We start from the raw sequence: 23970 nt of genomic DNA on the forward strand, positions 1-23970 counted from the left end.
CGTGTGTGGCTGGTCGCGCCCACGCGGCGGAGCCGCAAATCGATACAGCCCCGCGCCCCTAGGTGGGCTCAGTGGGCGGCGCCAGCAGTCGCCGGAGGTAGCTCCACCTCTACGCCCGGGTTGCCCGCGTCCGCCGTGTAGTCGCCGGGGCTTGTTTCGTCCACGCCCTCCGGGGCCTTGAAGGCCTTCAGGGCGAACGTCAGGACCACCGTCACCACCACGTTCAGCACGAACGCCGTCAGGCCGATGTAGCCGATCTCGCCGATGCCCGGGATCTCCTTGGAGGAGCCGCCGAAGTGGTCCTGGGTCGGGGAGGCTACGCCGTAGGCGGCGAGGGTGCCGTAGATCATGCCGACCGCCCAGCCGGTGAGGAGGGCCCAGCGGTGGGGCCAGCGGGTGAAGAGGCCGCCTACCAGGGACGGGAAGGTCTGGAGGATCCAGATGCCGCCCAGGAGCTGGAAGTTGATGGCGACGGTCTTGTCCATCGTCAGGACGAAGGCCAGGGCGCCGACCTTCACCAGGAGCGAGACGATCTTGGAGACCTTGGTCTCCTGGGCCGGGGTCGCGTCGGGCTTGATGAAGTCCTTGTAGATGTTGCGGGTGAAGAGGTTCGCCGCCGCGATGGACATGATGGCCGCGGGGACGAGGGCGCCGATGCCGATCGCCGCGAAGGCCACGCCCGCGAACCAGTCCGGGAACATGTTCTCGAAGAGCTGCGGGATCGCCAACTGGCCGTTGGTGACCTTGACTCCGGCCGCGATCGCCATGAAGCCGAGCAGCGCGAGCAGGCCCAGCATCAGTGAATACAGGGGCAGGATCGTGGTGTTGCGGCGGATCACGTTGCGGCTCTTCGAAGAGAGCGTCGCCGTGATCGAGTGGGGGTACATGAACAGGGCCAGTGCCGAGCCCAACGCCAGTGTGGCGTACGTCCATTGGCCCGCCGGTGCGGGGACGAGTCCGCCCGTTCCCGTCGCCTTGAACTTGGCGCCCGCCGCGCTGAAGATGTCGTCGAAGCCGCCGAGCTTGATCGGGATGTAGATGATCGCCACCGCGATGACGATGTAGATCAGGCCGTCCTTCACGAACGCGATCAGCGCGGGCGCGCGGAGGCCGGACGAGTAGGTGTAGGCCGCCAGTACCGCGAACGCGATCAGCAGCGGCAGGTCCTTCACGAACCAGTTGGAGTTCGCGCTGCCGCCCACCCCCATGACGTCCAACACGGCCTGGATCCCGACCAGTTGGAGCGCGATGTACGGCATCGTCGCGAGGATGCCGGTGATCGCAACCGCCAGCGAAAGACCCTTGGAGCCGAAGCGGCCGCGCACGAAGTCCGAGGTCGTCACGTACCCGTGCTTGTGCGACACCGACCAGAGGCGCGGGAGGAAGGTGAAGATCAACGGGTAGACGAGGATCGTGTACGGCACCGCGAAGAAGCCCGCCGCGCCCGCCGCGTAGACCGCCGCCGGGACCGCCACGAACGTATACGCCGTGTAGAGGTCGCCGCCGAGCAGGAACCAGGTGACCCAGGTGCCGAACGACCGTCCGCCCAGGCCCCATTCGTCGAGGCTCTGCTCGTTGTCGGCCCGGCGCCAGCGCGCGGCCATGAAGCCGAGGACCGTGACGGCCAGGAAGAAGAAGATGAAGACGCCGAGGGCGACGCCGTTCACGCCGTCGTTCACCGGTTACCTCCATGGCGGGTCCGCTGGTCGCGCTGCCACAGCTTGTAGGCGGTCATCGTGAGCACCGTCGAGATGAGCACCCAGAGCATCTGGTACCAGTAGAAGAACGGGATGCCGATGAACGTCGGGTCGAGCTTGGTGTAGGAGCCGACCCAGAGCAGCGCCACGAACGGCGCGACGAGGCAGACCGCGATGACGACACGGGCCGGTGTCACGACCGGTGCCGCGACGGGCGGTGCCACTTCGGGCGGTACTTCCGGCACATCTGACATATCGCGGCTCCGTCACCTTCGATGATCCCCTGTGTAATGCGGAGGCAATCTAGGTCACCGCGTCGCGCGAGCGGAAGACCTCATCCGTATATCGGCATGTCGATTCTGTGAAGACGTGACATCGGTGTCAAAGACGGGCCGAGCAGGCTCAACAGCAGCGGAAACCCTGGCGCGGGTCGGCCTCCTGGCGGGCCGTCCGTATGCGTTCGAAGTCGCGGCGGCTGGGGACCTCCGCGCCGGGGTGGTTCCGGCGTGCGTGCGTGACATACCGGTCGTACGCCGACTCGTCCATCAACTCCCGGACGTACCAGCGCACTCCACCGACCAGCCGGTCAGCCGCCCGCGTCAGCGCCGACCGCATCGCGCGCCACCTCCTCCTTCTCCTCGCGGGTAGGGATCAGCCCGGCCGGTGCCACGATGTTCGACTCGACGTACGGCGTCTCGCTCAGCGTGGAGAGCGCGGGGCGGCGGACGTGTCGAACACAGACGCGGAGGGCGTCCGCGATCACGACCACGACGAGCACCGCGAGAATGGCCGAAAGCACCCCGTCCACCGTGGAGTTGGTGACGACGGTGCGCATGTCGTCCATGCTCTTCGCCGGCGGCAGGACCTTGCCCGCGTCGATCGCGTCCTGGAACACGGACCGTTGCTTGAAGAAGCCGACCTTCGGGTCGCCGGAGAACACCTTCTGCCAGCTCGCGGTCAGGGTGACCGTCGCGTCCCAGGCGAGTGGAATCCCGGTGATCCAGGCCCACTTGAGCCGTCCGGACTTCACCAGGAGGGTGGTGCAGACGGCCAGCGCGACCGCCGCGAGGAGCTGGTTGGCGATGCCGAAGATCGGGAAGAGCTGGTTGATCCCGCCGAGGGGTTCGTGGACGCCGACCCAGAGGAAGTAGCCCCAGAGCGCGCACACGATCGCGCTCGTCAGGGCCAGACCCGGGCGCCAACTCACGTTCCTGAACGGCCGGTAGACGTTCCCGAGCATGTCCTGGAGCATGAACCGGCCCACCCGCGTGCCCGCGTCCAGCGCGGTCAGGATGAACAGCGCCTCGAACATGATCGCGAAGTGGTACCAGAAGGCGCGCAGACTCCCGCCGGTCACCTTGGCGAAGATCTCCGAGACGCCGACCGCGAGCGTGGGCGCCCCGCCGGTACGGGACAGCAGACTCGCCTCGTCGACGTTCTTCGCGGCCTGCGCGAGGTCGGCGGGGGAGATGTGGTAGCCCCAACTGCTCACCACCTGCGAGGCGTTCTGCACCGTCGTGCCGATCACGCCCGACGGGGCGTTCATCGCGAAGTACAGACCCGGGTCGATGATGCTCGCGGCGACCAGGGCCATCACGGCGACCGACGACTCCATCAGCATGGCGCCGTAGCCGATCATGCGGATCTGGGTTTCCTTCTGGATCATCTTCGGGGTCGTGCCGCTGGAGATGAGCGAGTGGAAGCCGGACAGGGCTCCGCAGGCGATCGTGATGAAGACGAAGGGGAAGAGCGAACCGGCGAAGACCGGGCCGTTGCCGTGTTTCGCGAAGTCGGTGACGGCGGGCATCTTCAGGGCGGGCAGGGCGACGACGACCCCGATCGCGAGCAGGCCGATCGTGCCGATCTTCATGAACGTGGAGAGGTAGTCGCGCGGGGCGAGCAGGGTCCAGACGGGGAGGATCGAGGCGACGAAGCCGTACGCCACCAGCCAGATCACCAGCGTCGAGGGCGCGAGGGTGAAGGCGCCGGCCCAGGACGACTCGGCGACCCAGCGGCCCGCGACCAGGGCGAGCAGCAGCAGGGCCACGCCGATGAGGGAGACCTCGGAGACGCGGCCGGGGCGAAGTACCCGTAGGTAGAAGCCCATCAGCAGCGCGATCGGGATGGTCATGCCGATGGAGAAGGTGCCCCAGGGGGAGGAGGCCAGCGCGTTCACGACGACCAGGGCCAGTACGCCGAGCAGGATGATCATGATGGCGAAGGTGGCGATCAGCGCCGCCGCGCCGCCGAACGGGCCGATCTCCTCGCGGGCCATCTGCCCAAGTGACTTGCCGTCGCGACGGGTTGAGAAGAACAGCACCACCATGTCCTGGACCGCGCCCGCGAAGACGACGCCGGCGATGATCCAGACCGTGCCGGGCAAGTAACCCATCTGCGCGGCGAGTACGGGTCCGACGAGCGGGCCGGCGCCGGCGATCGCGGCGAAGTGGTGGCCGAGCAGGACGCGGCGGTCGGTGGGGTGGAAGTCGATGCCGTTGTCCAGGCGTTCGGCCGGGGTGGCCCGGGTGGCATCGACCTTCAGGACCTTGTACGCGATGAACTTCGCGTAGAAGCGGTAGGCGATGGCGTACGAGCCGAGCGCGGCGGCGACCATCCAGGCGGCCGACACGCTCTCGCCCCGCGCCAGCGCGAGCACGGACCAGCCCGCCGCGCCGACGAGCGCGACGAGGGTCCAGACGACGATGGTTCGGACGTTCGCGGTACGCACCGGGGAGTCCTCCCGTCCATGCGGCGACGGGAGGAACGTAGAGCAGCTTCGGGGACAGCGCTACACCGCGTGCGGTAGCGCTTCGCGGAAGTGCCGTGAGGTAGTCGTGTGTCTGCGGCGCCATTGTGGCTGGTCGCGCAGTTCCCCGCGCCCCTAGGTGTGCTGCCGCCCCGTTGGCTCAGTCGGTGGGCCTTTTCAGGCGGGCCACGAACTTGTACCTGTCCCCCCGGTACACCGACCGCACCCACTCCACCGGCTTGCCCTCCTTGTCGAGGGAGTGGCGGGAGAGCATCAGCATGGGGAGGCCGACGTCGGTGCTGAGGAGGCCGGCCTCGCGCGGGGTGGCCAGGGAGGTCTCGATGGTCTCCTCGGCCTCGGCGAGGTGGACGTCGTAGACCTCGGCCAGCGCGGTGTACAGGGACGTGTACTTGACGAGGGACCTGCGCAGGGCGGGGAAGCGCTTCGCGCTGAGGTGCGTCGTCTCGATGGCCATCGGCTCGGCGTTGGCCATGCGCAGGCGCTCGATGCGCAGGACCCGGCCGCCGGCGGTGATGTCGAGCAGGTCGGCGAGGGTGTCGTCGGCGGTGATGTAGCCGATGTCCAGGAGCTGCGAGGTGGGTTCGAGGCCCTGGGCGCGCATGTCCTCGGTGTACGAGGTGAGTTGGAGGGCCTGCGAGACCTTCGGCTTGGCGACGAACGTGCCCTTGCCCTGGATGCGCTCCAGGCGGCCCTCGACGACCAGCTCCTGCAGGGCCTGGCGGACCGTCGTGCGCGAGGTGTCGAACTCGGCGGCCAGCGTGCGCTCGGGCGGGACCGGGGTGCCCGGCGGCAGCGTCTCCGTCATGTCGAGGAGGTGCTTCTTCAGGCGGTAGTACTTCGGCACACGCGCGGTGCGGACGGTGGCCCCACCCTCGTTCTCCGCACTGCTGACGTCGGTGCTCATGCTCCGCCTTCCCGGCTCCGGACAAGGGTCACTTGGTGATCCCCTCTGTATACCGTTGCCGTCTCTTTTGGTCTAGTCCACAGCGCCAAGTGGTCTAGCGGAAGAGAGTACTCCGGCACCGTTGTTTTCGCTGCCTTCTTACTTAAAGGTTCCTGCATATGTAGGTCGCATAACGGCTGGTCAGGGGTGTTTCGGGGGCTCTTGACAGGCCCTGTGGTCTGGTCCAAGCTCCCGGTACTGGTCTACACCATTGGTTCAGGTCCCGGCTCTTGGGCGGGAGGTGTGGCAGGCATCCCTGAGGAGGGTGGCGTGAAGCGCAAGCTGATAGCCGCGATCGGTATCGCGGGCATGATGGTCTCCATCGCGGCGTGCGGGGGCAACGACGACAAGGGCTCTTCGAACAGCGGCGCCGACGCCAAGGAGCTGACCGTCTGGCTCACCGTCGACGCGCAGAACAACTGGCCCCAGCTGGTGAAGGCGGCCGACGCGGCCGTGCAGAAGGCGCACCCGGGCGTCAAGATCAAGCACGAGTACTACGGCTGGCCGGACAAGAACACCAAGCTCGACGCGGTCCTCGCCACCGACAAGGCGCCGGACGTGGTCGAGATGGGCAACACCGAGATGCTGAGCTACATGGTCAAGGGCGCCTTCGCACCCGTCGACCCCGCGAAGTTCACCAACTCCTCCGCCTGGCTCGACGGCCTCAAGGCCTCCGTGACCTACGACGGCAAGACCTACGGCGTCCCCTACTACGCCGGTGGCCGCGTCGCCAACTGGCGCAAGGACATCGCCGCTTCGGTCGGCGTCAAGGCCCCGCCGACGACGTACGCCGAGCTGACCGCCGACCTGGACAAGATCCAGAAGAAGGAAGGCAGCAAGTTCAGCGCCTGGTACCAGCCCACCCGTGACTGGTACGCGGCCATGTCCTTCGTCTACGACGCCGGCGGCGCCATCGCCACCCAGTCCGGCAGCGACTGGAAGGCCAGCCTCTCCTCGCCCGAGTCCATCAAGGGGCTCACCGAGTGGAAGTCGGTCATCGACAAGTACATGCACGGCGACAAGACCAAGGACGAGTCCGACCGTTACATCGTCTACGGCCAGGGCAAGGCGTCCATGATCTTCGCCGCCGCGTGGGAGGGCGCGACCGCCGCCGACCCGAAGAACGACAAGACCGGCGGCAAGCTGAAGACCGACCTCGTCAACTTCGTGATGCCCGGCCCGTCCGGCAAGAACATGCCCGTGTTCCTGGGCGGTTCGGACCTCGCCGTCCCGGTGAAGTCCAAGGCGCAGGCCCTCGCCGCCGAGTGGATCAACGCCTTCACCGGTCCGTCCGGCCAGAAGGGCCTGATGGCCAAGGGCAACCTGCCGAACAACAAGACCGACCTCGCGACGCTGAAGAGCGACCCCGCGACGGCGGTCCCGGCCACCGCGGCCGAGTCCAACTGGTTCGTCCCGATGGCACCGGGCTGGGGCCAGGTCGAGAAGGCCCAGGTCCTGCAGACGATGCTGCAGAACATCGGCACCGGCAAGAAGTCGGTGGCGGACGCCGCGAAGGAAGCGGACGCCGCGATCGACAAGGTCATCAACACCAAGTGACCTGAGTGCGGGGCCCTGTTGGACACCTGGGTGTTCTCGGGGCAGGGCCCCGCCACTCGTACGAAGCACGGCCGTACGACCTGAGGGATCGCTGAGGAGCCCGCGATGAGTGCCGACACGACCACCCCTGCCAAGGTGCCGCCGCCGCGGCAGGCGCCCCCACCGCGCGTCTCCGACGCACCCCGCGGACGGGGGACGGCGAGAGGGGCCGGGATCCCCTGGCTGCTGCTCGCGCCCTGTCTGCTCATCCTCGCCCTGGTCATGGGCTATCCGCTGGTCCGGCTGGTCACCCTGTCGTTCCAGTCCTTCGGCCAGTCCCAGCTGTGGGGCTTCAAGCCCGCCGAGTGGATCGGCTTCGACAACTTCTCGGGCATCCTCGGCGACGGCGAGTTCTGGGGCGTCGTCGTCCGCACGATCGTCTTCGCGGCCGGCTCGGTCATCTTCACGATGGTCGCCGGCATGGCCCTCGCCCTGCTCCAGCAGAAGGTCTCCGGCTGGGTGAAGACCCTCATCAACGTTGTCCTGGTGGCCAGTTGGGGCATGCCGGTCATCGTCGCGACCACCGTCTTCAAGTGGCTCTTCGACTCGGACTACGGCGTCTTCAACGCGCTGCTCAGCAAGTTGCCGGGTGTCGACATGATCGGCCACAACTGGTTCGCCAGCGGACCGCAGGGCCTCCTCGTCATCATGCTGCTCGTGGTGTGGGGCGCGGTGCCCTTCGTGGTGATCACCCTCAGCGCCGGACTCACCCAGGTCCCCCAGGAGTTGGAGGAGGCGGCCCGCCTCGACGGCGCCGGCGCGTGGGGCGTCTTCCGGTACGTCACCCTGCCCATCCTCAAGCCGATCATCGTGATGCTCACGACCCTGTCGGTGATCTGGGACATGGGCGTCTTCCCCCAGGTGTTCGTGATGCGCGGCGGCCACCCCGAGGCCGACTTCCAACTGCTCAGCACCTATTCCTACGACCGTGCCTTCGTCGTCAACGACTACGGACAGGGTTCCGCGATAGCCCTCGTCACGGTGGTGCTGCTGCTCGGGGTCGTCGCCGTCTACATGCGTCAGATGCTTCAGATCGGAGAGGTCGAATGAGCGCGCTCACGACCGATGCGCCCAAGACATCGGGTGGGGGCCGCCGTAGGCCGAAGCTGGGCTGGAACCTCCTCGGCCTGCTCGTCTTCGTCGTCGTCGGCTTCCCCCTCTACTGGATGCTCGACACGGCGTTCAAGCCGGCCAAGGACGCCATCGACCCGGACCCGAGCCTGCTGCCCACCGGCATCACGCTCGACAACTTCCGTCGGGCGCTGGACATCGCCGACTTCTGGGGCCCGGTCGGCCGCAGCCTCATCGTGTCCCTGTCGGTGGTCGTGATCGGCGTCGTCGTCGGCCTGCTGGCCGCGCTCGCCATCTCCCGCTTCGCCTTCCGCGGCCGCAAGATCGTGATCGTCGGCATCCTCGCGGTCCAGATGGTCCCGCTGGTCTCGATGATCATCCCGGTCTTCCTGCTCCTGAACGACCTCGACCAGTACGACAAGCTCTCGGGCCTGGTCATCACGTACCTGACCTTCATCCTTCCGTTCACGGTGTGGACCCTGCGCGGCTTCATCGTCAACATCCCGAAGGAACTGGAGGAGGCGGCCATGGTCGACGGCTGCTCCCGCACCGGCGCCTTCATCCGGGTCGTCTTCCCGCTCCTGGCCCCCGGCATGGTCGCCACCTCGGTCTACGGCTTCATCCAGGCCTGGAACGAATACCTCTACGCCCTCATGCTGCTCAGCCAGGAGCACCAGACGGCGACCGTCTGGCTCGGCAACTTCACCACCAAGCACGGCACCGAGTACGCCCCGATGATGGCCGGCGCCACGATGATGGCCGTGCCGATCGTCGTCCTGTTCCTCATCGTCCAGCGCAAGATGGCCGCGGGCCTGACCGCGGGCGCCGTGAAGGGATAACACCACCGATGACGACACTCGCCAGCGGTACCGACACCCTGACGCGCGACGCCCTCACCGTCCTGCAGCCGGGCTTCCCCGGCACCACGGCCCCCGACTGGCTGCTGCGGCGCCTCGGCGAAGGCCTGGCCTCGGTGGGCCTGTTCGGCCGCAACATCGCGTCACCCGATCAACTGGCCTCACTGACCGCCCAGTTGCGCTCCGAACGGGACGACGTGCTGGTCGCGATCGACGAGGAGGGCGGCGACGTCACCCGCCTGGAGGCCCGCACCGGCTCCTCCTTCCCGGGCAACCACGCGCTGGGCGCGGTGGACGACGTAGAGCTGACCAGGGCGGTGGCCCATGAACTCGGCCGCAGACTCGCCGCCTGCGGCGTGAACCTGAACTGGGCCCCCTCCGCGGACGTCAACTCCAACCCCTCCAACCCGGTCATCGGCGTCCGCTCCTTCGGCGCCGACCCGGAGTCGGTCGCCCGGCACACGGCGGCCTACGTCACCGGCCTCCAGGCGGCGGGCGTCGCCGCCTGCACGAAGCACTTCCCGGGCCACGGCGACACGGCGGTCGACTCCCACCACGCGCTGCCGCGCATCGACGCCGGGCCGGCGGTCCTGGAACACCGCGAACTGCTCCCGTTCCGCGCGGCCATCGCCGCCGGCTCCCGCGCGGTGATGAGCGCCCACATCCTGGTCCCCACCCTGGACCCGGACCGCCCCGCCACCCTCTCCCTCCGCATCCTCACCGACCTCCTCCGCGGCCAACTCGGCTACGACGGCCTCATCGTCACCGACGGCATGGAGATGCAGGCCATCGCCGCGACCTACGGCATCGAACGCGGCAGCGTCCTCGCGATCGCCGCCGGCGCCGACGCGATCTGCGTGGGCGGCGGCCTCGCGGACGACGAGACGGTACGACGGCTGCGGGACGCGCTGGTAGGAGCGGTACGGTCGGGCGACCTGCCGGAGGAGAGGCTGGCCGAAGCGGCGCAGCGGGTACGGGAGTTGGCCCGGTGGGCGGCTTCCGCCTCGCAGGAGGCCCCCGACCCGGCGCCGGATGTGACGCGCGTCGACATCGGCCTCGTCGCCGCCCGCCGCGCCCTCACGGTCACCGGTGCCGAGGACTTCACCCCGCTCACCGCACCGCCGTACGTCGCTCTCCTCACCCCGGTCGCCAACATCGCCGTAGGGGACGAGACCCCCTGGGGCGTGGCCGCCGAACTCGAACGGCTCCTGCCGGGCACGGAGACGGCCGGCTTCGCCGGGGACGACGCGGGGAGCGTGATCCTGAAGGCGGCCGGGACGCGGCGCATCGTGGCGGTGGTCCGGGACGAACACCGGCACCCCTGGATGGCGGCCGCCCTCGACACCCTGCTGGCCGCCCGCCCCGACACCGTCGTGGTGGAGATGGGTGTACCGCAGGCACCGCCCCGAGGCGCCCTGCACATCGCGACTCACGGCGCGGCCCGCGTCTGTGGCCACGCGGCGGCGGAGGTCATCGCGGGCGCGTGACGTGAGCGGGGGGAGCGACCTCGACCAGGGGAGCACCTCCGAACACACCGGTGCCGGGCCTTCCACGAGCGGGCCCGGCACCGGCTGTACGGATATGAGACCGCGTCAGATCCCTTGCCAGTCCGGCTTGTTGACGAACGTGTGCCGGAAGTAGTCCGCGAGCTTCAGCTTCGACGCGGCACCCTCGTCGACGACGACCGTCGCGTGCCGGTGCAACTGGAGCGCCGACGCCGGGCACACCGCGGCGACCGGTCCCTCCACGGTCGCGGCGACCGCGTCCGCCTTGCCCTCGCCGGTCGCGAGGAGGACCAGGTGCCGGGCTTCCAGGATGGTGCCGATGCCCTGGGTGATGACGTGATGCGGCACCTGCTCGATGTCGCCGTCGAAGAACCGCGCGTTGTCCACGCGTGTCTGCTCGGTCAGCGTCTTGATCCGGGTCCGCGAGGCGAGCGAGGAGCACGGCTCGTTGAACCCGATGTGCCCATCGGTCCCGATGCCCAACACCTGGAGATCGACCCCGCCGGCCTCACCCAGCGCCCGGTCGTACGCCTCGCACGCGGCCGGCACGTCCTCGGCGGTCCCGTCCGGCCCGAAGAAGGCGTCCATCCCGATCCCGAGCGGCTCCAGTACCTCGCGCCGCAGGACCGAGCGGTACGACTCCGGGTGCTCGGCGGGCAGCCCCACATACTCGTCGAGCTGGGCGATCCGGGCCCGCGAGGTGTCCACGGCCCCGGCGCGGACCTTGGCGGCGAGGGCTTCGTAGATGGGCAGCGGCGTCGACCCGGTGGCCACGCCGAGAAGGGCGTCCGGCGTGCGCCGGAGCAGCTGTGCCACGGCCTCGGCGATGAGTTCGCCGCCCGACTTGGCGTCCGGAACGATGACAACTTCCACGCTGGCCTGCCGTTCTGCAGAGGGGCTTCGAGGAGCCCGGAAGAGCTGTGTGGTTTAGACCAATCCGCGCACCAATCTAACAGAGGAGGCCCTTGCCTCCCAGAGTTCGCCGCCTGTCCGAAAACCGGTAACCGCCCCACAGAGGCGCACCTCGCGCAGAGGGGGTGAAATGGACACCGCACACCACAGCCCACCGCGGCACCGCCCCGACCGACCTCCGGAGGACCCCGCATGACCGCCACGACCCCGGCCCCCGACAGCGAACTCCCCGGCCGGATCATGGCCCGCGAGATGGCCGAACAGCCCGACGTCCTGCGCCGCATCCTGGACGAGGGCGCCCCGCGCATCCGCCAGGTCGCCCAGGAGGTCGCCGCCCGCAAGCCCCGCTTCGTGCTGCTCACCGCCCGCGGCACCTCCGACAACGCGGCCCTCTACGCCAAGTACCTCCTGGAGATCCGCCTCGGCCTGCCCTGCGGCCTCACCTCGATGTCGACGACAACGGCCTACGGCGCCCGCCCCGACCTGACCGACGTCCTCGTCGTCACCGTCAGCCAGTCCGGCGGCTCCCCGGACCTGGTCGCCTCGACCCGGGCCGCCCGCGAGGCCGGCGCGATCACGGTCGCCGTGACCAACAACCCGGACTCACCGCTGGCCGCCGTGTCGGAGTACCACGTCGACATCATGGCGGGCCCGGAGAAGGCCCTCCCCGCGACCAAGACGTACACGGCGTCCCTGCTCGCGCTCTACCTCTTCGTCGAGGGCCTGCGCGGCGGCGACGGCGCGGCCGCCAAGGCGCTGCCCGACCTCGCCGAGCAGCTGCTCGCCCGCCAGGACGAGGTCCGCGCGCTGGCCTCCCGCTACCGCTTCGCCGAACGCATGGTGATCACCTCGCGCGGCTACGGCTATCCCACCGCCAGGGAAGCCGCCCTCAAGCTGATGGAGACCAGCTACATCCCCGCGCTCGCCTACTCCGGCGCCGACCTCCTGCACGGACCCCTCGCCATGGTCGACAACGTCTCCCCGGTCATCGCGGTCGTGACGGCGGGCAAGGGCGGCGCCGCCCTCCAGCCCGTCCTCGACCGGCTGCGCGGCCGGGGCGCCGACCTCGTCGTCATCGGCCCGGCAGGCCAGGTCGAGCAGGCCTCGGCCGGTTTCGTCCTGCCCGTCGAGGGCGTCCCCGAGGAACTCCAGCCGGTCCTGGAGATCCTCCCGCTCCAGCTCCTCGCCTACGAGGTCACCATCGCCCGCGGCCAGGACCCGGACGCGCCCCGCGCCCTGGCCAAGGTGACGGAGACCCGCTGAGTCCGGGTCCGTGGTGCGGCCAGGGAAATTCCCATGACCAATCAGTCCCGCACAGGACCCGACACGGTTAGGCTTTCCAACAGCCTGCAAAGCATGGACACGGAATATGGTCTAGTCCACAATGCATGAAAGGCGTAAGCCTCCGTCCTCCCCGCACAGGAGGACGGACCGAGGAACCGAGGCTCTCTGCCCTGACTGCCCCGGCTCCTCATCCATCGGCCGATCGGGACCGCACACCCCGTGGCCGTTGCTGCTCCGGGCTGCGGTGCCGAGAGGGCTGAGGGTCCCTCTCAGGCGCCGCGGCCCGCGGGTGTTTTTAGGACAGGTACAGACCGGCGGGTACGCTCGCAGACGTGCCCTCCATGAACGAACTCGTACGCCAGCACACAGCACTCGACGACTCCGATCTCGAGTGGCTGCACCTGCTGGTCTCGGAGTGGCAGCTGCTCTCCGACCTCTCCTTCGCCGACCTGGTCCTGTGGGTCCCCACGCGTGACGGCACCCGCTATGTCTCCGTCGCCCAGATGCGGCCGAACACGGGCCCCACCTCGTACCAGGACGACATGGTCGGCCACCTCGTCCCGCGCGGCCGCCGCCCCATGCTGGACGCGGCCCTGGACGAGGGACGGATCGTCCGCGAGGGCGACCCCGAGTGGCGCGAAGAGGTCCCCGTCCGGGTCGAGTCGATTCCGGTACGACGGGACGGGCGCGTCCTGGGTGTCATCGCCCGCAACACCAATCTCCTCACCGTGCGCACCCCCAGCCGCCTCGAACTCACCTATCTGCAGAGCGCGTCGGACCTCGCGCAGATGATCGCCGCCGGTTCCTTCCCGTTCCCGAACCAGCAGGTCGACATGGACGCCTCGCCGCGCGTCGGCGACGGACTGATCCGCCTCGACGGCGACGGCATCGTGCAGTACGCCTCGCCGAACGCCCTCTCCGCGTACCACCGCATGGGCCTCGCCACCGACCTCGTCGGCCAGCCCCTGGGCACGACCACCGCCGAACTCGCCCCGACCCGGGGCCCGGTGGACGAGGCGCTCGCCAAGCTCGCCAGCGGGTGGGCGCCGCGCGAGTTCGAGATCGAGGCCCGTGACGGGGTGATCCAGTTCCGGGCGATCCCGCTCAAACCCAAGGGCACCCGCATCGGTTCACTGGTACTGCTCCGGGACGTCACCGAACTGCGGCGCCGCGAGCGGGAGTTGATCACCAAGGACGCGACCATCCGGGAGATCCACCACCGGGTGAAGAACAACCTCCAGACGGTCGCCGCCCTGTTGCGCCTCCAGGCCCGCCGGATCGACTCCGAGCGCGGCCGCGAGGCCCTGGAGGAGGCCGTGCGCCGGGTCGGCTCGATCGCGATCGTGCACGAGACGCTGTCCCAGAACCTGGACGAGCGCGTGGAGTTCGACGAGATCGCCGACCGGGTGCTCGCGATGGTCGCCGAGATCTCCCCGGGCAAGGTCACCGGTCGGCGCAGCGGCCGCTTCGGGATACTGGACGCCGAGGTCGCGACCCCGCTCTCCATGGTCCTCACCGAGATCCTGCAGAACGCCCTCGAACACGGCTTCCGCGAGGGCGAGACGGGCACGGTCGAGGTCTCCGCGGTCCGCGGCGGCACCTCGAAGGACGCCCGCCTCCTGGTCACCGTGCAGGATGACGGCGTAGGCCTCCCGGAGGGATTCGACCCGCACCGCTCGGGCAACCTCGGCCTGCAGATCGTACGGACGCTGGTGGAGGGCGAGTTGGGCGGCACGTTCGACATGGTGCCGGGGCCGGAGCGGGGGACCCAGGTGATCCTGGACGTGCCGGTGCAGGCGCACAAGTGACGTACGTGCACACGACCTACACATGCGCGGGCCTGAACTGCCGTGCACGCGCGGGTGTTTGAACGGTCTGGCGCGCGTACTTGAGCAGCCGCGCCTGAACAGCAAAGAGCCCCGGATCAAGTGCTGATCCGGGGCCAGTCGCTCGTTGCTATGCGCATCGGGGGTACTGCGCGCTGCGGCTCGGGGGCGGGAGATGCGTACTCGCTGTACGCGCCGCCAAGCTCAGGCTGTTAGCAGGGTGGGCGTCAGGCGGAGGCCTGACGGGCACGGTTGCGAGCGGCGCGGCGCTTCATGGCGCGGCGCTCGTCCTCGCTGAGACCACCCCAGACGCCGGAGTCCTGGCCGGACTCGAGCGCCCACTGCAGACACTGGTCCATAACAGGACAGCGACGGCAGACGGCCTTGGCTTCCTCGATCTGCAGCAGCGCAGGACCGGTGTTGCCGATGGGGAAGAAGAGCTCGGGGTCTTCCTCGCGGCAAACGGCGTTGTGACGCCAGTCCATGGCTGCTACCTCTCCTTGGTATTACGTGCGGGTTGCTTGTGAATGTGAACGCTTTCACGAATCCCTCAACAAGTGAAGGGCCGAACGCCAGGTTCACTGGCGGAGGTCCTGTGGATTGAAGAGGGGTTCCGGTGATCCGTGGAGGCCGGTGTTGCGGGCCGTCTCGATCGCCACGTAGAGACTCGCAAACCTCAGCGGCGGATACAACCCCTTCCGGAAAGTTTTTTTTGATTCCTCGGTGTCGACTAGGTCACAGCCGTACTTCCATGGGGTGGACCCTGGTCTAAACGTTCGAGTGAAAGGACTTCAGCCCTTTCTGCTCACACAATCACACGCAGTGCACGGCGTACGCCTGTGAACGTCACGCTCGTACGCAGTCCGAGGTGGTCGCCGTCCATCTGGAGGGGCAGGGGGACCTTCGAATGCAAGGTGAACTCACTCAGGTCGTGCAGAGCCGCAGCGTGCTTGCCATGAGGCCCGCGTTCGGGGGACGAAGTGAGCAACTGGGTGCCATACCGGGCAACCGCGGCGCTGGACAGGCGGCTGAGACCGAGTACGTCGAGGCCTTTATCGAACGACGCCTTAGGTGACGTGTACATCGGGCGATTGCCGAGATACGTCCAGGGCGAGGTGTTCGAGACTATGGCCACCACCAGATCGGTCACCGGATCCTCACCGGGCTGCTCCAGGGTGATCGTCCCGTGCCGGCGGTGCTGCTCGCCGAGGAACTGCCGGACCACCTGACGAACGTAGAGCGCGTGCGTGGATTTCTTGCCCTGCTCGCGCTGCTGCTCGACCCGCCCGACCACCCCGGCGTCGAACCCGAGCCCGGCGTTGAAGGTGAACCAGCGCGAGGGCACGGCCTCGTCCTCGGTGCCGGGTGTCCCGGAGGTCAGCCCGAGGCCGACCGTGCGCTCGCGGCCCTCGCGCAGGGCGTCCAGGATGGCGCCGGTCGCCTCCACGGCGTCGTTGGGCAGGCCCAGGGCGCGGGCGAAGACGTTGGTGGAGCCGCCGGGGACCACGGCGAGACCGGGCAGGCGCTCCGGGTCGGGGCCGGTGTGCAGCAGGCCGTTGACCACCTCGTTGACCGTGCCGTCGCCGCCGAGGGCCACGACCAGATCGACGTTCCCGCTCTCCGCGGCCTGCCGGCCGAGGTCCCGCGCGTGCCCCCGGTACTCCGTGGTGACCGCTTCCAGCTTCATCTCGCTCGCGAGCGCGTGGAGCAGGACGTCGCGCGTACGTGCGCTTGTGGTGGTTGCCGCCGGATTGACCACGAGAAGTGCACGCATGAGTTGCAGCGTACCTACTGGGGGGTACTCGGCCCATACCGAGGTAGGCGTTGGGTAAGAGGAGACGGCGTGAGCCTGAACACCTGGGGCCGGATCCCGGGGACTACCCTGCTGGGGTGAGTGCTGAACAGATCCCCGCCCCGCAGACCGACGGCCCCGACGGACCCCGTCCGCGCCGGCTGACCTACGCGGCGGTCCTCGTCGCGCTGGAGGGTCTCGCGCTCACCGTCGCCGGGGTGTGGATCCTCGTCCTGGGGATCACCGGCGAACCGGACGACCGCCGGCAGGCCGTGACCGGGGGCGTGACCCTGGTGGTGCTCGCGCTGCTGCCGCTGCTGGCCGCCCGCGGACTGATCGGGCAGCGCGGCTGGAGCCGGGGCCCGGCCGTCATCACCCAGGTCATGGCGCTGCCCGTGGCCTACAACCTGCTCCGGGCCGACAGTGTCGCGATCCCGGCCGGCATCGCGCTCGCGGTGGTCGCGATCGCCGCGCTGGTGCTGCTGGTGAACCCGGCGACGACACAGGCCCTCGGAATCCGAGGGCCCGGTCGACGAACCGAAGAGCCGAAGAGCTGACGCTTTCCGCCCGGTCCTGACTTTCTCTTCCGCCGGTCCTACTCCTCCACGAGGAGCTTCTCCCGCAGCTGGGCCAGTGTCCGGGCCAGCAGCCGGGACACGTGCATCTGCGAGATGCCGACCTCCTGCGCGATCTGCGACTGCGTCATGTTGCCGAAGAAGCGCAGCAGCAGAATCCGCTTCTCCCTGGGCGGCAGATCCTCCAGCAGCGGCTTGAGCGACTCGCGGTACTCGACGCCCTCCAGGGCCTCGTCGTACGCGCCGAGCGTGTCCGCGACCGCCGGGGACTCGTCGTCCGTGTCGGGGACGTCCAGGGACAGCGTGGAGTAGGCGTTGGCCGACTCCAGGCCCTCCAGGACCTCCTCCTCCGAGATGCCCAGCTTCTCGGCCAGCTCGTGGACCGTGGGGGAGCGGCCGTGCCGCTGCGAGAGCTCCGCCGTCGCCGTGGTGAGCGAAAGACGCAGCTCCTGGAGCCTGCGCGGGACGCGCACCGCCCAGCCCTTGTCACGGAAGTGCCGCTTGATCTCGCCGACGACCGTCGGGGTCGCGTACGTCGAGAACTCGACGCCGCGCTCCGGGTCGAAGCGGTCGACCGACTTGATCAGGCCGATGGTGGCGACCTGGGTCAGGTCGTCCAGCGGCTCGCCGCGGTTGCGGAAGCGGCGCGCGAGGTGCTCGACGAGCGGCAGGTGCATACGGACCAGCCGGTTGCGCAGCTCCGCGTACTCGACGCTGCCGTCCTTGAGCGTGCGCAGCTCGATGAAGAGTGCGCGCGCCCCGCTGCGGTCCTGGGGGTCGTGCCGTGTGACCTGCACGCTCTGCGTGCCCGCCACGTCGTCCCGCTCGTGCTCGCTCATCGCCTGGCCCGTCGCCCCTTCCCGAGCTTTCGCCTCCTCCCCCGCGCTCGACCCAGTCGGAGCGGGGGAACCCCCGGCAACGGGGGAGACCCCACCAATACGCACGCCACCGTCCTGCTCACGTTGACCGTCGTCCGTCACACCGGCCTCCGAGGGTTCGTCCTCCGGGTGCGGCCGGGCCTGCTCGGGGATTCCGCCGCGCGGCACCAGGGCGCTGTCGTCCGCCGTGCGGCGGGATCCGCCTGAGCCGCCCTCGGCCGGCAGCTCCCGTGTGCCGCGCTCTTCGTCCCGCACCGGCCCGTCCCCGTTCCTCACGCCGGCCCGGGTCCCGCGCCGCGCTGTTTGTAGAGGCTGATCGAAACGGTCTTGTCCTCGTCGACTGCCGATGAGACCTTGCCCGCGAGGGCCGAGAGCACGGTCCAGGCGAAGGTGTCGCGCGAGGGGGCGTGACCGTCCGTCGTCGGGGCGGAGACGGTGACTTCGAGCGAGTCGTCCACGAGGCGGAAGACACAGCTGAGCACCGAGCCCGGCACGGCCTGCTGGAGCAGGATCGCGCAGGCCTCGTCCACCGCGATGCGGAGGTCCTCGATCTCGTCGAGGGTGAAGTCCAAACGGGCCGCGAGGCCGGCCGTGGCCGTACGCAGCACCGACAGGTAGGCACCCGCAGCCGGCAGCCGGACTTCCACGAAGTCCTGGGTCGCGGGCTCGCCTGCGATCTGGGACACCCTCACCTCCAAGGTGGTACAAGCTCTTTCGGGGGCCCAGGGGTCGCCCCCCGGGGTAACGCGATACTTGGTTCAGCGGTGACGCTACCGCGCTCCGAACTTTTCTGTCCCCGGGACCCCAACCCCATGCTGTCACTCATAGTAAACCTACGGATACGCTCCGTGGCTAGGGGTCCTGCGGGCCCAATTGGGAAGAGCGCGCGCCGGGTTGACGTACCCAGACGTCAGACGGTCGAACCGTCGAAACCGGCGGTCGGATTACGGGGTCACAGGAGAACGTGGTCGACGAAGCACCAGCGCCAGCTCTCCCCGGGCTCGAACGTCCGCATCACCGGATGCCCGGAGTCCTTGTGATGTGCTGTCGCGTGACGGGCGGGGGAGGAGTCGCAGCAGGCGACATGGCCGCAGAAGAGGCACAGTCTCAGCTGCACCGGGTGGGTGCCGGCCGCCAGACACTCCAGACAGGTCTCGCTCTGGGGCCCCGGTTCAGGGAGCGGCAGCGCGTCGGCGTGCGTGCACTGTTTCATGATTGCCAGATTACGACGGGTGTGCGGTTGGCCGCGCGAAAAAACGAGGGCGGGCGAGAACGATGGACGTGATGCCACTGCTGTTGCTGGTGGCGGGGAGTGCCGTGGTGGCCGCCGGGGCCCGGCGCACCCCGGTGCCGGCACCGCTGCTGCTGGTCGCGGTCGGGCTGGTCGTCTCGTACGTCCCGGGGGTGCCCGACTACACCCTCGACCCCGAGGTCGTGCTGCCGCTGCTGCTGCCCCCGCTGCTGTACACCTCGGCCACCGACAGCTCGTACCTCGATCTGCGGGCCCAAGTGCGGCCCGTGGCACTGCTGTCGGTCGGCTACGTGCTCTTCGCCACGTTCGTCGTCGGCTGGGCCGCGTACGTGATCGTGCCGGGGCTTCCGCTGACCGCCGCCCTGGTGCTGGGCGCGGTGGTGGCGCCGCCGGACGCGGTCGCGGCTACGGCGGTGGCCCGCCGGGTCGGACTGCCGTCCCGGATCACCACGATCCTCCAGGGCGAGTCCCTGCTGAACGACGCCACCGCGATCACCGCCTACAAGGTGGCCCTCGCGGCCGCGATCGGCGAGGGCGCGACCTGGGCCGGGGGCATCTGGGAGTTCCTGCTCGCGGCCGTCGGCGGGGTCGGGGTCGGGCTCCTGATGATGGTGCCGATCCACTGGCTGCGCACGCACCTCAAAGAGGCGCTGCTGCAGAACACGCTCTCCCTGCTGATCCCGTTCGTCGCCTACGGGGTCGCCGAGCAGGTGCACGCCTCCGGGGTGCTCGCCGTCGTGGTCGTCGCGCTCTATCTGGGCCACCGCGCGTGGGAGGTCGATTTCGCGACCCGCCTCCAGGAGGAGGCCGTCTGGAAGATGGTCGCCTTCGTCCTGGAGTCCGCGGTGTTCGCCCTGATCGGGCTCCAACTGCCGGTGGTCCTCAAGGGCCTTGGCGAGTACCGGGGCCTGGACGCGGCCTGGTACGCGATCGCCGTCTTCCTGGTGGTCGTCGTGACCAGGTTCGTGTGGGTGTATCCGGCGGCCTTCATTCCCCGGATCCTGTCGGCGCGGATCAGGGAACGCGAGGACAGCCCCACCTGGAAGGGGGCGATGACCACCGCGTGGGCCGGCATGAGAGGCGTGGTCTCGCTGGCCATCGCCTTCTCGATCCCGCTCACGATGCACGGCGGCGACCCCTTCCCGCAGCGCAACCTCATCCTGTTCCTGACCTTCACGACGGTCATCGGGACCCTGGTGGTGCAGGGCCTGAGCCTGCCCCCGATCATCCGCCTGCTGAAATTCCCCGGCCGCGACCAGCAGGCCGAGACGCTCGCCGAGGCCAACGCCCAGGCACAGGCGTCCCGGGTCGCCGAAAAACGCCTGGAGGCCCTTCTGGAGGACGAACGCAACGCCCTGCCGCCTCCCCTCGCCGACCGCCTCCGCGAGGTCCTGGAACGCCGCCGCAACGCCGTCTGGGAGCGCCTCGGCGCCACCAACCCCGTCACCGGCGAGACCGTCGACGACACCTACCGCCGCCTCTCCCGCGAGATGATCAGCGCCGAACGCTCGATGTTCGTCCGCCTCCGCGACGGCCGCTACATCGACGACGAGATGCTCCGCACGTTGCTGCGCCGCCTGGACCTGGAGGAGGCGGCGGCTTACCGGGAGGCGGCCTAGCGAGCCCGGTCCCTACGGCACCTGGAGTGGGCTTACGGGAACGGTCGCCCGGTGATCACCGCGGCGACCGTGCTCCCGCGCGGGAAGGCGCCTTCGTCGGTGAGGGCAACAAGTCCGTACAGCAACTTGGCGACATAGAGACGCTCTACGGCCACCCCGTGCCGCTGCTCGAAGTCCCCGGCGAAGGCGTCGAGTTCGGCCGGCACGCGCGCGTAGCCCCCGAAATGGAAGCGGTCGTCGAGCGACCAGTCGCCCCGCCGGCCTCCGAAGGCGCGCTCCTGCAACTCCTCTATGTCGGCGCTCAGGAAGCCGCCCTTGAGAACCGGTATCCCCAAAGCGCGCTGGTCAGGACCGAGACCGGCCGCGAGCCCGGCCAACGTGCCGCCGGTCCCGCACGCCAGGGCGACGACATCGACATGGGCATCGATATCGGCACGCGCCCGTAGTTCCTCCCCCAGGGCCCGGCAGCCGCGTACCGCAAGGGAGTTGCTGCCACCCTCGGGGACGACGTACGCGTCCTCCGCACCAGCCCCGTGCAGGATCGCGGCCAGGGTCTCCGGTTCGGACGTGCGCCGGTACGTCGACCTGTCGACGAAGTGGAGGCGCATCCCGTCGGCCGCGCACCGGGCAAGGGAGGTGTTGAGCGGGCGGTCGGCCAGTTCCTGGCCGCGGACCACGCCGACCGTGGGCAGACCCAGGAGGCGGCCCGCGGCGGCGGTGGCGCGCAGGTGGTTGGAGTAGGCGCCGCCGAACGTCACGACCGTACGTCCGGCCGCCGCCGTCAGATTCGGCGCGAGCTTGCGCCACTTGTTGCCGACCAGGTCCGGGTGGATCAGATCGTCCCGCTTGAGCAGCAGCCGGACACCGTGCCGGCCGAACCGCCCGTCCGCGATCTCCTCCACCGGCGACGGCAGTCGGGGCCGCAGGGCGGCGGCGAGGTCGGGGCTGGTCACGGCACCATTGTCACCCGGACCGGCTGGATCGCCCGAGGGTCACTTCAGCCGGTCACGGACCCGGTCCCGGAGCCACGTCATCGTGAAGCCGCGCGGGTCCACCTTTCCGGGCTGCCACTCCAGGTGGCCGATCACCGAGCGTTCCGACCAGCCGTGGTGGCGGCAGATCGCCGCGCAGACCTTCTCGATGGTCGCCAACTGGGCCTCGGGCCACGGGTCCTCGCCGTCGCCGAGGTTCTCGCACTCGAAGCCGTAGAAGTGCCGGTTGCCGTCGGTGTCGGCCTCGTTGTCGTGCGGCAGGGCCTTCTCGGCGATCACCGCGCGCAGCACGTCGTCGTCGCCGAGGCCCGCGTGGTTGGCGCGGCCGTAGCCGACGAGGTGGACGTGGCCGTCCTTGGTGATGACGCCGTGGCAGAGCGGGCCGGGGAGGTCGGGGCGGCCCTCGCGGCACAGCTCGACCGTGGCCGCGCTGCCCCTGGTGACCGTGTGGTGGATCATCACGCCATGGACGGGGCCCCACGGGCCCTTGTGGTTGCGGTTGTGGTGCTCCCAGTCGCCGACCTCGACGACGGTGACGCCCTCCGCCTTCAGACCGGCCAGGAAACCGCCCGCGGACATGGGTGAGGCCATGACGCCTCCTTCGTGCTGTGCGACGGCCGACGTGCACGGCCGTCTCGTATCGCTGCTTGTACCGAAAAAGCGCGGTACGGACGACTTGTTCGTACGGCGTGCGAGCCGATCCGGACACCGGCCGACCCGGCAGCCACTCGAACAACATTCGACGTAAACAGCCCCCGTGCCCAGCAGTTGAAGATCCATTCCCGCTCTTTCGGGTAATACCACCGGCACGCTCCGTGAGGAAGGCTGGTGCGCGAGAACGATGCCGGGCGCACAGGTGCCGGGCATGAATGGGGAGGGCATTTCTCTATGTCGGTAGGCGAAGAGGTCCGCGCGGAGCAGAACAAGCCGCAGCAGAGTCTTGGTACGGCGGCTGCGCGGAACCTGGCCACGACCACGAAGTCCGCGCCGCAGATGCAGGAGATCAGCTCGCGCTGGCTGCTGCGCACACTGCCGTGGGTGAACGTGCAGGGTGGCACATACCGGGTGAACCGACGGCTGAGTTACTCCGTGGGCGACGGCCGGGTGACATTCGTGAAGACCGGCGACCGCGTCGAGGTCATCCCCGCGGAGCTCGGCGAACTGCCCGCGCTGCGGGACTACGAGGACGAGGAGGTGCTCTCGGAGCTGGCCACCCGCTGCCGGCAGCGCGAGTACGCCCCGGGGGAGGCGATCGCGTCGTTCGGCGGCCAGGCCGACGAGGTCTACCTGCTGGCGCACGGCAGGGTGGAGAAGGTCGGCACGGGCCCGTACGGCGACGACACGGTTCTCGGGGTCCTCGCCGACGGCGCCTACTTCGGCGACCAGGCACTGCTCGACCCGGACGCCATCTGGGAGTACACGGCCCGCGCGGACACCGCCTGCACGGTGCTGATCCTGGCTCGCGGAGACGTCGAGCAGGTCGCGGAGCGCTCCGAGACCCTGCGCGAGCACCTCACACAGCTGCGCGCGATCCCGGAGCAGCGCACCAACAAGTACGGCGAGAAGGCCATCGACCTCGCCGCGGGCCACTCCGGCGAGCCGGACATCCCGCACACGTTCGTCGACTACGACGCCCGGCCGCGCGAGTACGAACTGAGCGTCGCCCAGACCGTCCTGCGCATCCACTCGCGCGTGGCCGATCTCTACAACCAGCCGATGAACCAGACGGAGCAGCAACTCCGGCTCACCGTCGAGGCGTTGAAGGAACGCCAGGAGCACGAACTCATCAACAACCGCGAGTTCGGCCTGCTCAACAACTGCGAGTACGACCAGCGGCTCCAGCCCCACGACGGCGTCCCGAGCCCGGACGACCTGGACGAGCTGCTCAGCAGGCGGCGCGGCACCAGGATGCTCCTCGCCCACCCGCGCGCGATCTCCGCGATCGGCCGCGAGCTCAACAAGCGCGGACTGGTCCCGGAGTCGATCGACGTCGGCGGCAACCGCATCCCGACCTGGCGCGGTGTGCCGATCTACCCGTGCAACAAGATCCCGGTCAGCGACCGGCGGACCACCTCGATCATCGCCATGCGTACCGGCGAGGCCGACCAGGGCGTCATCGGCCTCCAGCAGGCCGGTATCCCGGACGAGATCGAGCCGAGCCTGTCGGTGCGCTTCATGGGCATCAACGAACAGGCGGTCATCAACTACCTCGTGACGGCCTACTACTCGGCGGCCGTGCTCGTGCCGGACGCCCTCGGCGTCCTGGAGAACGTCGAGATCGGCCGCTGGAGGTGACGTTTCAGCAGCTGGACGCGGTGTTCCCGCCCGGAAGGGCGGGTACACCCCGGTCGAACGCGACCGGCCGCGGCGCGGGCGTCACCGTCCGCGGACTCTCCGAGGGGGA

The 23970-nt window shown here is 69.3% G+C and carries 22 protein-coding genes; 9 read left to right on the forward strand and 13 right to left on the reverse strand.

Translation table 11 applies throughout. The features are described 5' to 3' along the window. Positions 1-68 precede the first annotated feature (68 nt). The 5 genes from mctP to R2B38_RS28175 all read right to left on the reverse strand — a co-directional run bounded on the left by mctP (position 69) and on the right by R2B38_RS28175 (position 5368). Positions 69-1679 carry a monocarboxylate uptake permease MctP gene (gene mctP, locus R2B38_RS28155; RefSeq protein WP_318018736.1) on the reverse strand — a complete coding sequence of 537 codons (1611 nt, stop codon included), beginning with the start codon at positions 1677-1679 and terminating at the stop codon, positions 69-71. Then, positions 1676-1951 (reverse strand): DUF3311 domain-containing protein, encoded by a 276-nt coding sequence (locus R2B38_RS28160; protein WP_033282076.1) that lies wholly within the window; start codon positions 1949-1951, stop codon positions 1676-1678. Before R2B38_RS28160 ends, mctP begins: the two co-directional genes overlap by 4 nt. 148 nt (positions 1952-2099) lie before the next feature. After that, entirely contained in the window at positions 2100-2312 is a 213-nt protein-coding gene (locus tag R2B38_RS28165; RefSeq protein WP_318018737.1) for a YbdD/YjiX family protein, read from the reverse strand. Continuing rightward, complete coding sequence (locus R2B38_RS28170; RefSeq protein WP_318018738.1) at positions 2284-4425, reverse strand: carbon starvation CstA family protein; 2142 nt, start codon at positions 4423-4425, stop codon at positions 2284-2286. The genes R2B38_RS28165 and R2B38_RS28170 overlap by 29 nt, the downstream gene beginning before the upstream one ends. 178 nt (positions 4426-4603) lie before the next feature. After that, a complete protein-coding gene (locus R2B38_RS28175; protein WP_318018739.1) occupies positions 4604-5368 on the reverse strand; it encodes a GntR family transcriptional regulator in 765 nt (254 codons plus the stop codon). 309 nt (positions 5369-5677) lie between these two features. On the opposite strand from R2B38_RS28175, the gene R2B38_RS28180 reads away from it, so the two are divergent. The 4 genes from R2B38_RS28180 to R2B38_RS28195 all read left to right on the forward strand — a co-directional run bounded on the left by R2B38_RS28180 (position 5678) and on the right by R2B38_RS28195 (position 10418). Further along, on the forward strand, positions 5678-6964 hold the full coding sequence (locus R2B38_RS28180; RefSeq protein ID WP_318018740.1) for an extracellular solute-binding protein: 1287 nt from the start codon (positions 5678-5680) through the stop codon (positions 6962-6964). A 105-nt stretch (positions 6965-7069) separates the two neighbouring features. Then, positions 7070-8053: a sugar ABC transporter permease gene (locus R2B38_RS28185; RefSeq protein ID WP_318018741.1), complete on the forward strand. Its 984-nt coding sequence runs from the start codon at positions 7070-7072 to the stop codon at positions 8051-8053. Then, positions 8050-8913, forward strand: coding sequence for a carbohydrate ABC transporter permease (locus R2B38_RS28190; protein WP_033282082.1), 864 nt, complete (start codon positions 8050-8052; stop codon positions 8911-8913). Before R2B38_RS28185 ends, R2B38_RS28190 begins: the two co-directional genes overlap by 4 nt. Before the next feature lie 8 nt (positions 8914-8921). Beyond that, on the forward strand, positions 8922-10418 hold the full coding sequence (locus tag R2B38_RS28195) for a glycoside hydrolase family 3 protein (protein WP_318018742.1): 1497 nt from the start codon (positions 8922-8924) through the stop codon (positions 10416-10418). A 105-nt stretch (positions 10419-10523) separates the two neighbouring features. On the opposite strand, the gene nagB is transcribed toward R2B38_RS28195, so the two are convergent. Further along, the gene (gene nagB / locus R2B38_RS28200; protein ID WP_318018743.1) at positions 10524-11309 is read right to left on the reverse strand and encodes a glucosamine-6-phosphate deaminase; all 786 of its coding nucleotides are present in this window, start codon (positions 11307-11309) and stop codon (positions 10524-10526) included. 231 nt (positions 11310-11540) lie between these two features. Here nagB and R2B38_RS28205 point away from each other — a divergent pair, with 231 nt between their 5' ends. After that, the gene (locus R2B38_RS28205; RefSeq protein ID WP_318018744.1) at positions 11541-12611 is read left to right on the forward strand and encodes an SIS domain-containing protein; all 1071 of its coding nucleotides are present in this window, start codon (positions 11541-11543) and stop codon (positions 12609-12611) included. Between the two features lie 362 nt (positions 12612-12973). Continuing rightward, on the forward strand, positions 12974-14440 hold the full coding sequence (locus R2B38_RS28210; protein WP_318021808.1) for a PAS domain-containing sensor histidine kinase: 1467 nt from the start codon (positions 12974-12976) through the stop codon (positions 14438-14440). A 245-nt stretch (positions 14441-14685) separates the two neighbouring features. On the opposite strand, the gene R2B38_RS28215 is transcribed toward R2B38_RS28210, so the two are convergent. Both R2B38_RS28215 and R2B38_RS28220 read right to left on the reverse strand, forming a co-directional pair. Further along, complete coding sequence (locus R2B38_RS28215; RefSeq protein WP_006142322.1) at positions 14686-14943, reverse strand: WhiB family transcriptional regulator; 258 nt, start codon at positions 14941-14943, stop codon at positions 14686-14688. A gap of 320 nt (positions 14944-15263) precedes the next feature. Further along, positions 15264-16232 (reverse strand): diacylglycerol/lipid kinase family protein, encoded by a 969-nt coding sequence (locus R2B38_RS28220; RefSeq protein ID WP_318018745.1) that lies wholly within the window; start codon positions 16230-16232, stop codon positions 15264-15266. Between the two features lie 116 nt (positions 16233-16348). Between R2B38_RS28220 and R2B38_RS28225 the strand changes: the two genes are divergently transcribed. Further along, on the forward strand, positions 16349-16807 hold the full coding sequence (locus R2B38_RS28225) for a hypothetical protein (RefSeq protein WP_318018746.1): 459 nt from the start codon (positions 16349-16351) through the stop codon (positions 16805-16807). A gap of 38 nt (positions 16808-16845) precedes the next feature. Here R2B38_RS28225 and R2B38_RS28230 read toward each other — a convergent pair whose 3' ends face one another. From R2B38_RS28230 to R2B38_RS28240, 3 genes are all read right to left on the reverse strand, one after another. Further along, on the reverse strand, positions 16846-17979 hold the full coding sequence (locus R2B38_RS28230; RefSeq protein WP_318018747.1) for an RNA polymerase sigma factor SigF: 1134 nt from the start codon (positions 17977-17979) through the stop codon (positions 16846-16848). Beyond that, complete coding sequence (locus tag R2B38_RS28235; protein WP_004925829.1) at positions 17976-18389, reverse strand: anti-sigma regulatory factor; 414 nt, start codon at positions 18387-18389, stop codon at positions 17976-17978. Before R2B38_RS28235 ends, R2B38_RS28230 begins: the two co-directional genes overlap by 4 nt. Before the next feature lie 266 nt (positions 18390-18655). Beyond that, positions 18656-18916, reverse strand: coding sequence for a UBP-type zinc finger domain-containing protein (locus tag R2B38_RS28240; RefSeq protein ID WP_266772430.1), 261 nt, complete (start codon positions 18914-18916; stop codon positions 18656-18658). A gap of 62 nt (positions 18917-18978) precedes the next feature. Here R2B38_RS28240 and R2B38_RS28245 point away from each other — a divergent pair, with 62 nt between their 5' ends. Then, the gene (locus R2B38_RS28245; RefSeq protein WP_318018748.1) at positions 18979-20574 is read left to right on the forward strand and encodes a Na+/H+ antiporter; all 1596 of its coding nucleotides are present in this window, start codon (positions 18979-18981) and stop codon (positions 20572-20574) included. A gap of 32 nt (positions 20575-20606) precedes the next feature. Here R2B38_RS28245 and R2B38_RS28250 read toward each other — a convergent pair whose 3' ends face one another. Then, positions 20607-21527: a 1-aminocyclopropane-1-carboxylate deaminase/D-cysteine desulfhydrase gene (locus tag R2B38_RS28250; protein ID WP_318018749.1), complete on the reverse strand. Its 921-nt coding sequence runs from the start codon at positions 21525-21527 to the stop codon at positions 20607-20609. Positions 21528-21566: 39 nt separating this feature from the next. After that, complete coding sequence (locus R2B38_RS28255) at positions 21567-22157, reverse strand: N-acetylmuramoyl-L-alanine amidase (protein ID WP_318018750.1); 591 nt, start codon at positions 22155-22157, stop codon at positions 21567-21569. Positions 22158-22454: 297 nt separating this feature from the next. On the opposite strand from R2B38_RS28255, the gene R2B38_RS28260 reads away from it, so the two are divergent. Then, positions 22455-23861, forward strand: coding sequence for a family 2B encapsulin nanocompartment shell protein (locus R2B38_RS28260; protein ID WP_318018751.1), 1407 nt, complete (start codon positions 22455-22457; stop codon positions 23859-23861). The last annotated feature ends 109 nt before the right edge of the window (positions 23862-23970 follow it).

This window comes from Streptomyces sp. N50, assembly GCF_033335955.1.
GTDB lineage: Bacteria > Actinomycetota > Actinomycetes > Streptomycetales > Streptomycetaceae > Streptomyces.

Excerpts from the sequence above, each read along its gene's own strand:
- R2B38_RS28160 (WP_033282076.1), bottom strand. The coding sequence starts at position 1,951 with ATGTCAGATGTGCCGGAAGTACCGCCCGAAGTGGCACCGCCCGTCGCG.
- R2B38_RS28165 (WP_318018737.1), bottom strand. The coding sequence starts at position 2,312 with ATGCGGTCGGCGCTGACGCGGGCGGCTGACCGGCTGGTCGGTGGAGTG.
- R2B38_RS28175 (WP_318018739.1), bottom strand. The coding sequence starts at position 5,368 with ATGAGCACCGACGTCAGCAGTGCGGAGAACGAGGGTGGGGCCACCGTC.
- R2B38_RS28185 (WP_318018741.1), top strand. The coding sequence starts at position 7,070 with ATGAGTGCCGACACGACCACCCCTGCCAAGGTGCCGCCGCCGCGGCAG.
- R2B38_RS28190 (WP_033282082.1), top strand. The coding sequence starts at position 8,050 with ATGAGCGCGCTCACGACCGATGCGCCCAAGACATCGGGTGGGGGCCGC.
- R2B38_RS28195 (WP_318018742.1), top strand. The coding sequence starts at position 8,922 with ATGACGACACTCGCCAGCGGTACCGACACCCTGACGCGCGACGCCCTC.
- R2B38_RS28205 (WP_318018744.1), top strand. The coding sequence starts at position 11,541 with ATGACCGCCACGACCCCGGCCCCCGACAGCGAACTCCCCGGCCGGATC.
- R2B38_RS28210 (WP_318021808.1), top strand. The coding sequence starts at position 12,974 with ATGAACGAACTCGTACGCCAGCACACAGCACTCGACGACTCCGATCTC.
- R2B38_RS28215 (WP_006142322.1), bottom strand. The coding sequence starts at position 14,943 with ATGGACTGGCGTCACAACGCCGTTTGCCGCGAGGAAGACCCCGAGCTC.
- R2B38_RS28220 (WP_318018745.1), bottom strand. The coding sequence starts at position 16,232 with ATGCGTGCACTTCTCGTGGTCAATCCGGCGGCAACCACCACAAGCGCA.
- R2B38_RS28240 (WP_266772430.1), bottom strand. The coding sequence starts at position 18,916 with ATGAAACAGTGCACGCACGCCGACGCGCTGCCGCTCCCTGAACCGGGG.
- R2B38_RS28245 (WP_318018748.1), top strand. The coding sequence starts at position 18,979 with ATGGACGTGATGCCACTGCTGTTGCTGGTGGCGGGGAGTGCCGTGGTG.
- R2B38_RS28255 (WP_318018750.1), bottom strand. The coding sequence starts at position 22,157 with ATGGCCTCACCCATGTCCGCGGGCGGTTTCCTGGCCGGTCTGAAGGCG.
- R2B38_RS28260 (WP_318018751.1), top strand. The coding sequence starts at position 22,455 with ATGTCGGTAGGCGAAGAGGTCCGCGCGGAGCAGAACAAGCCGCAGCAG.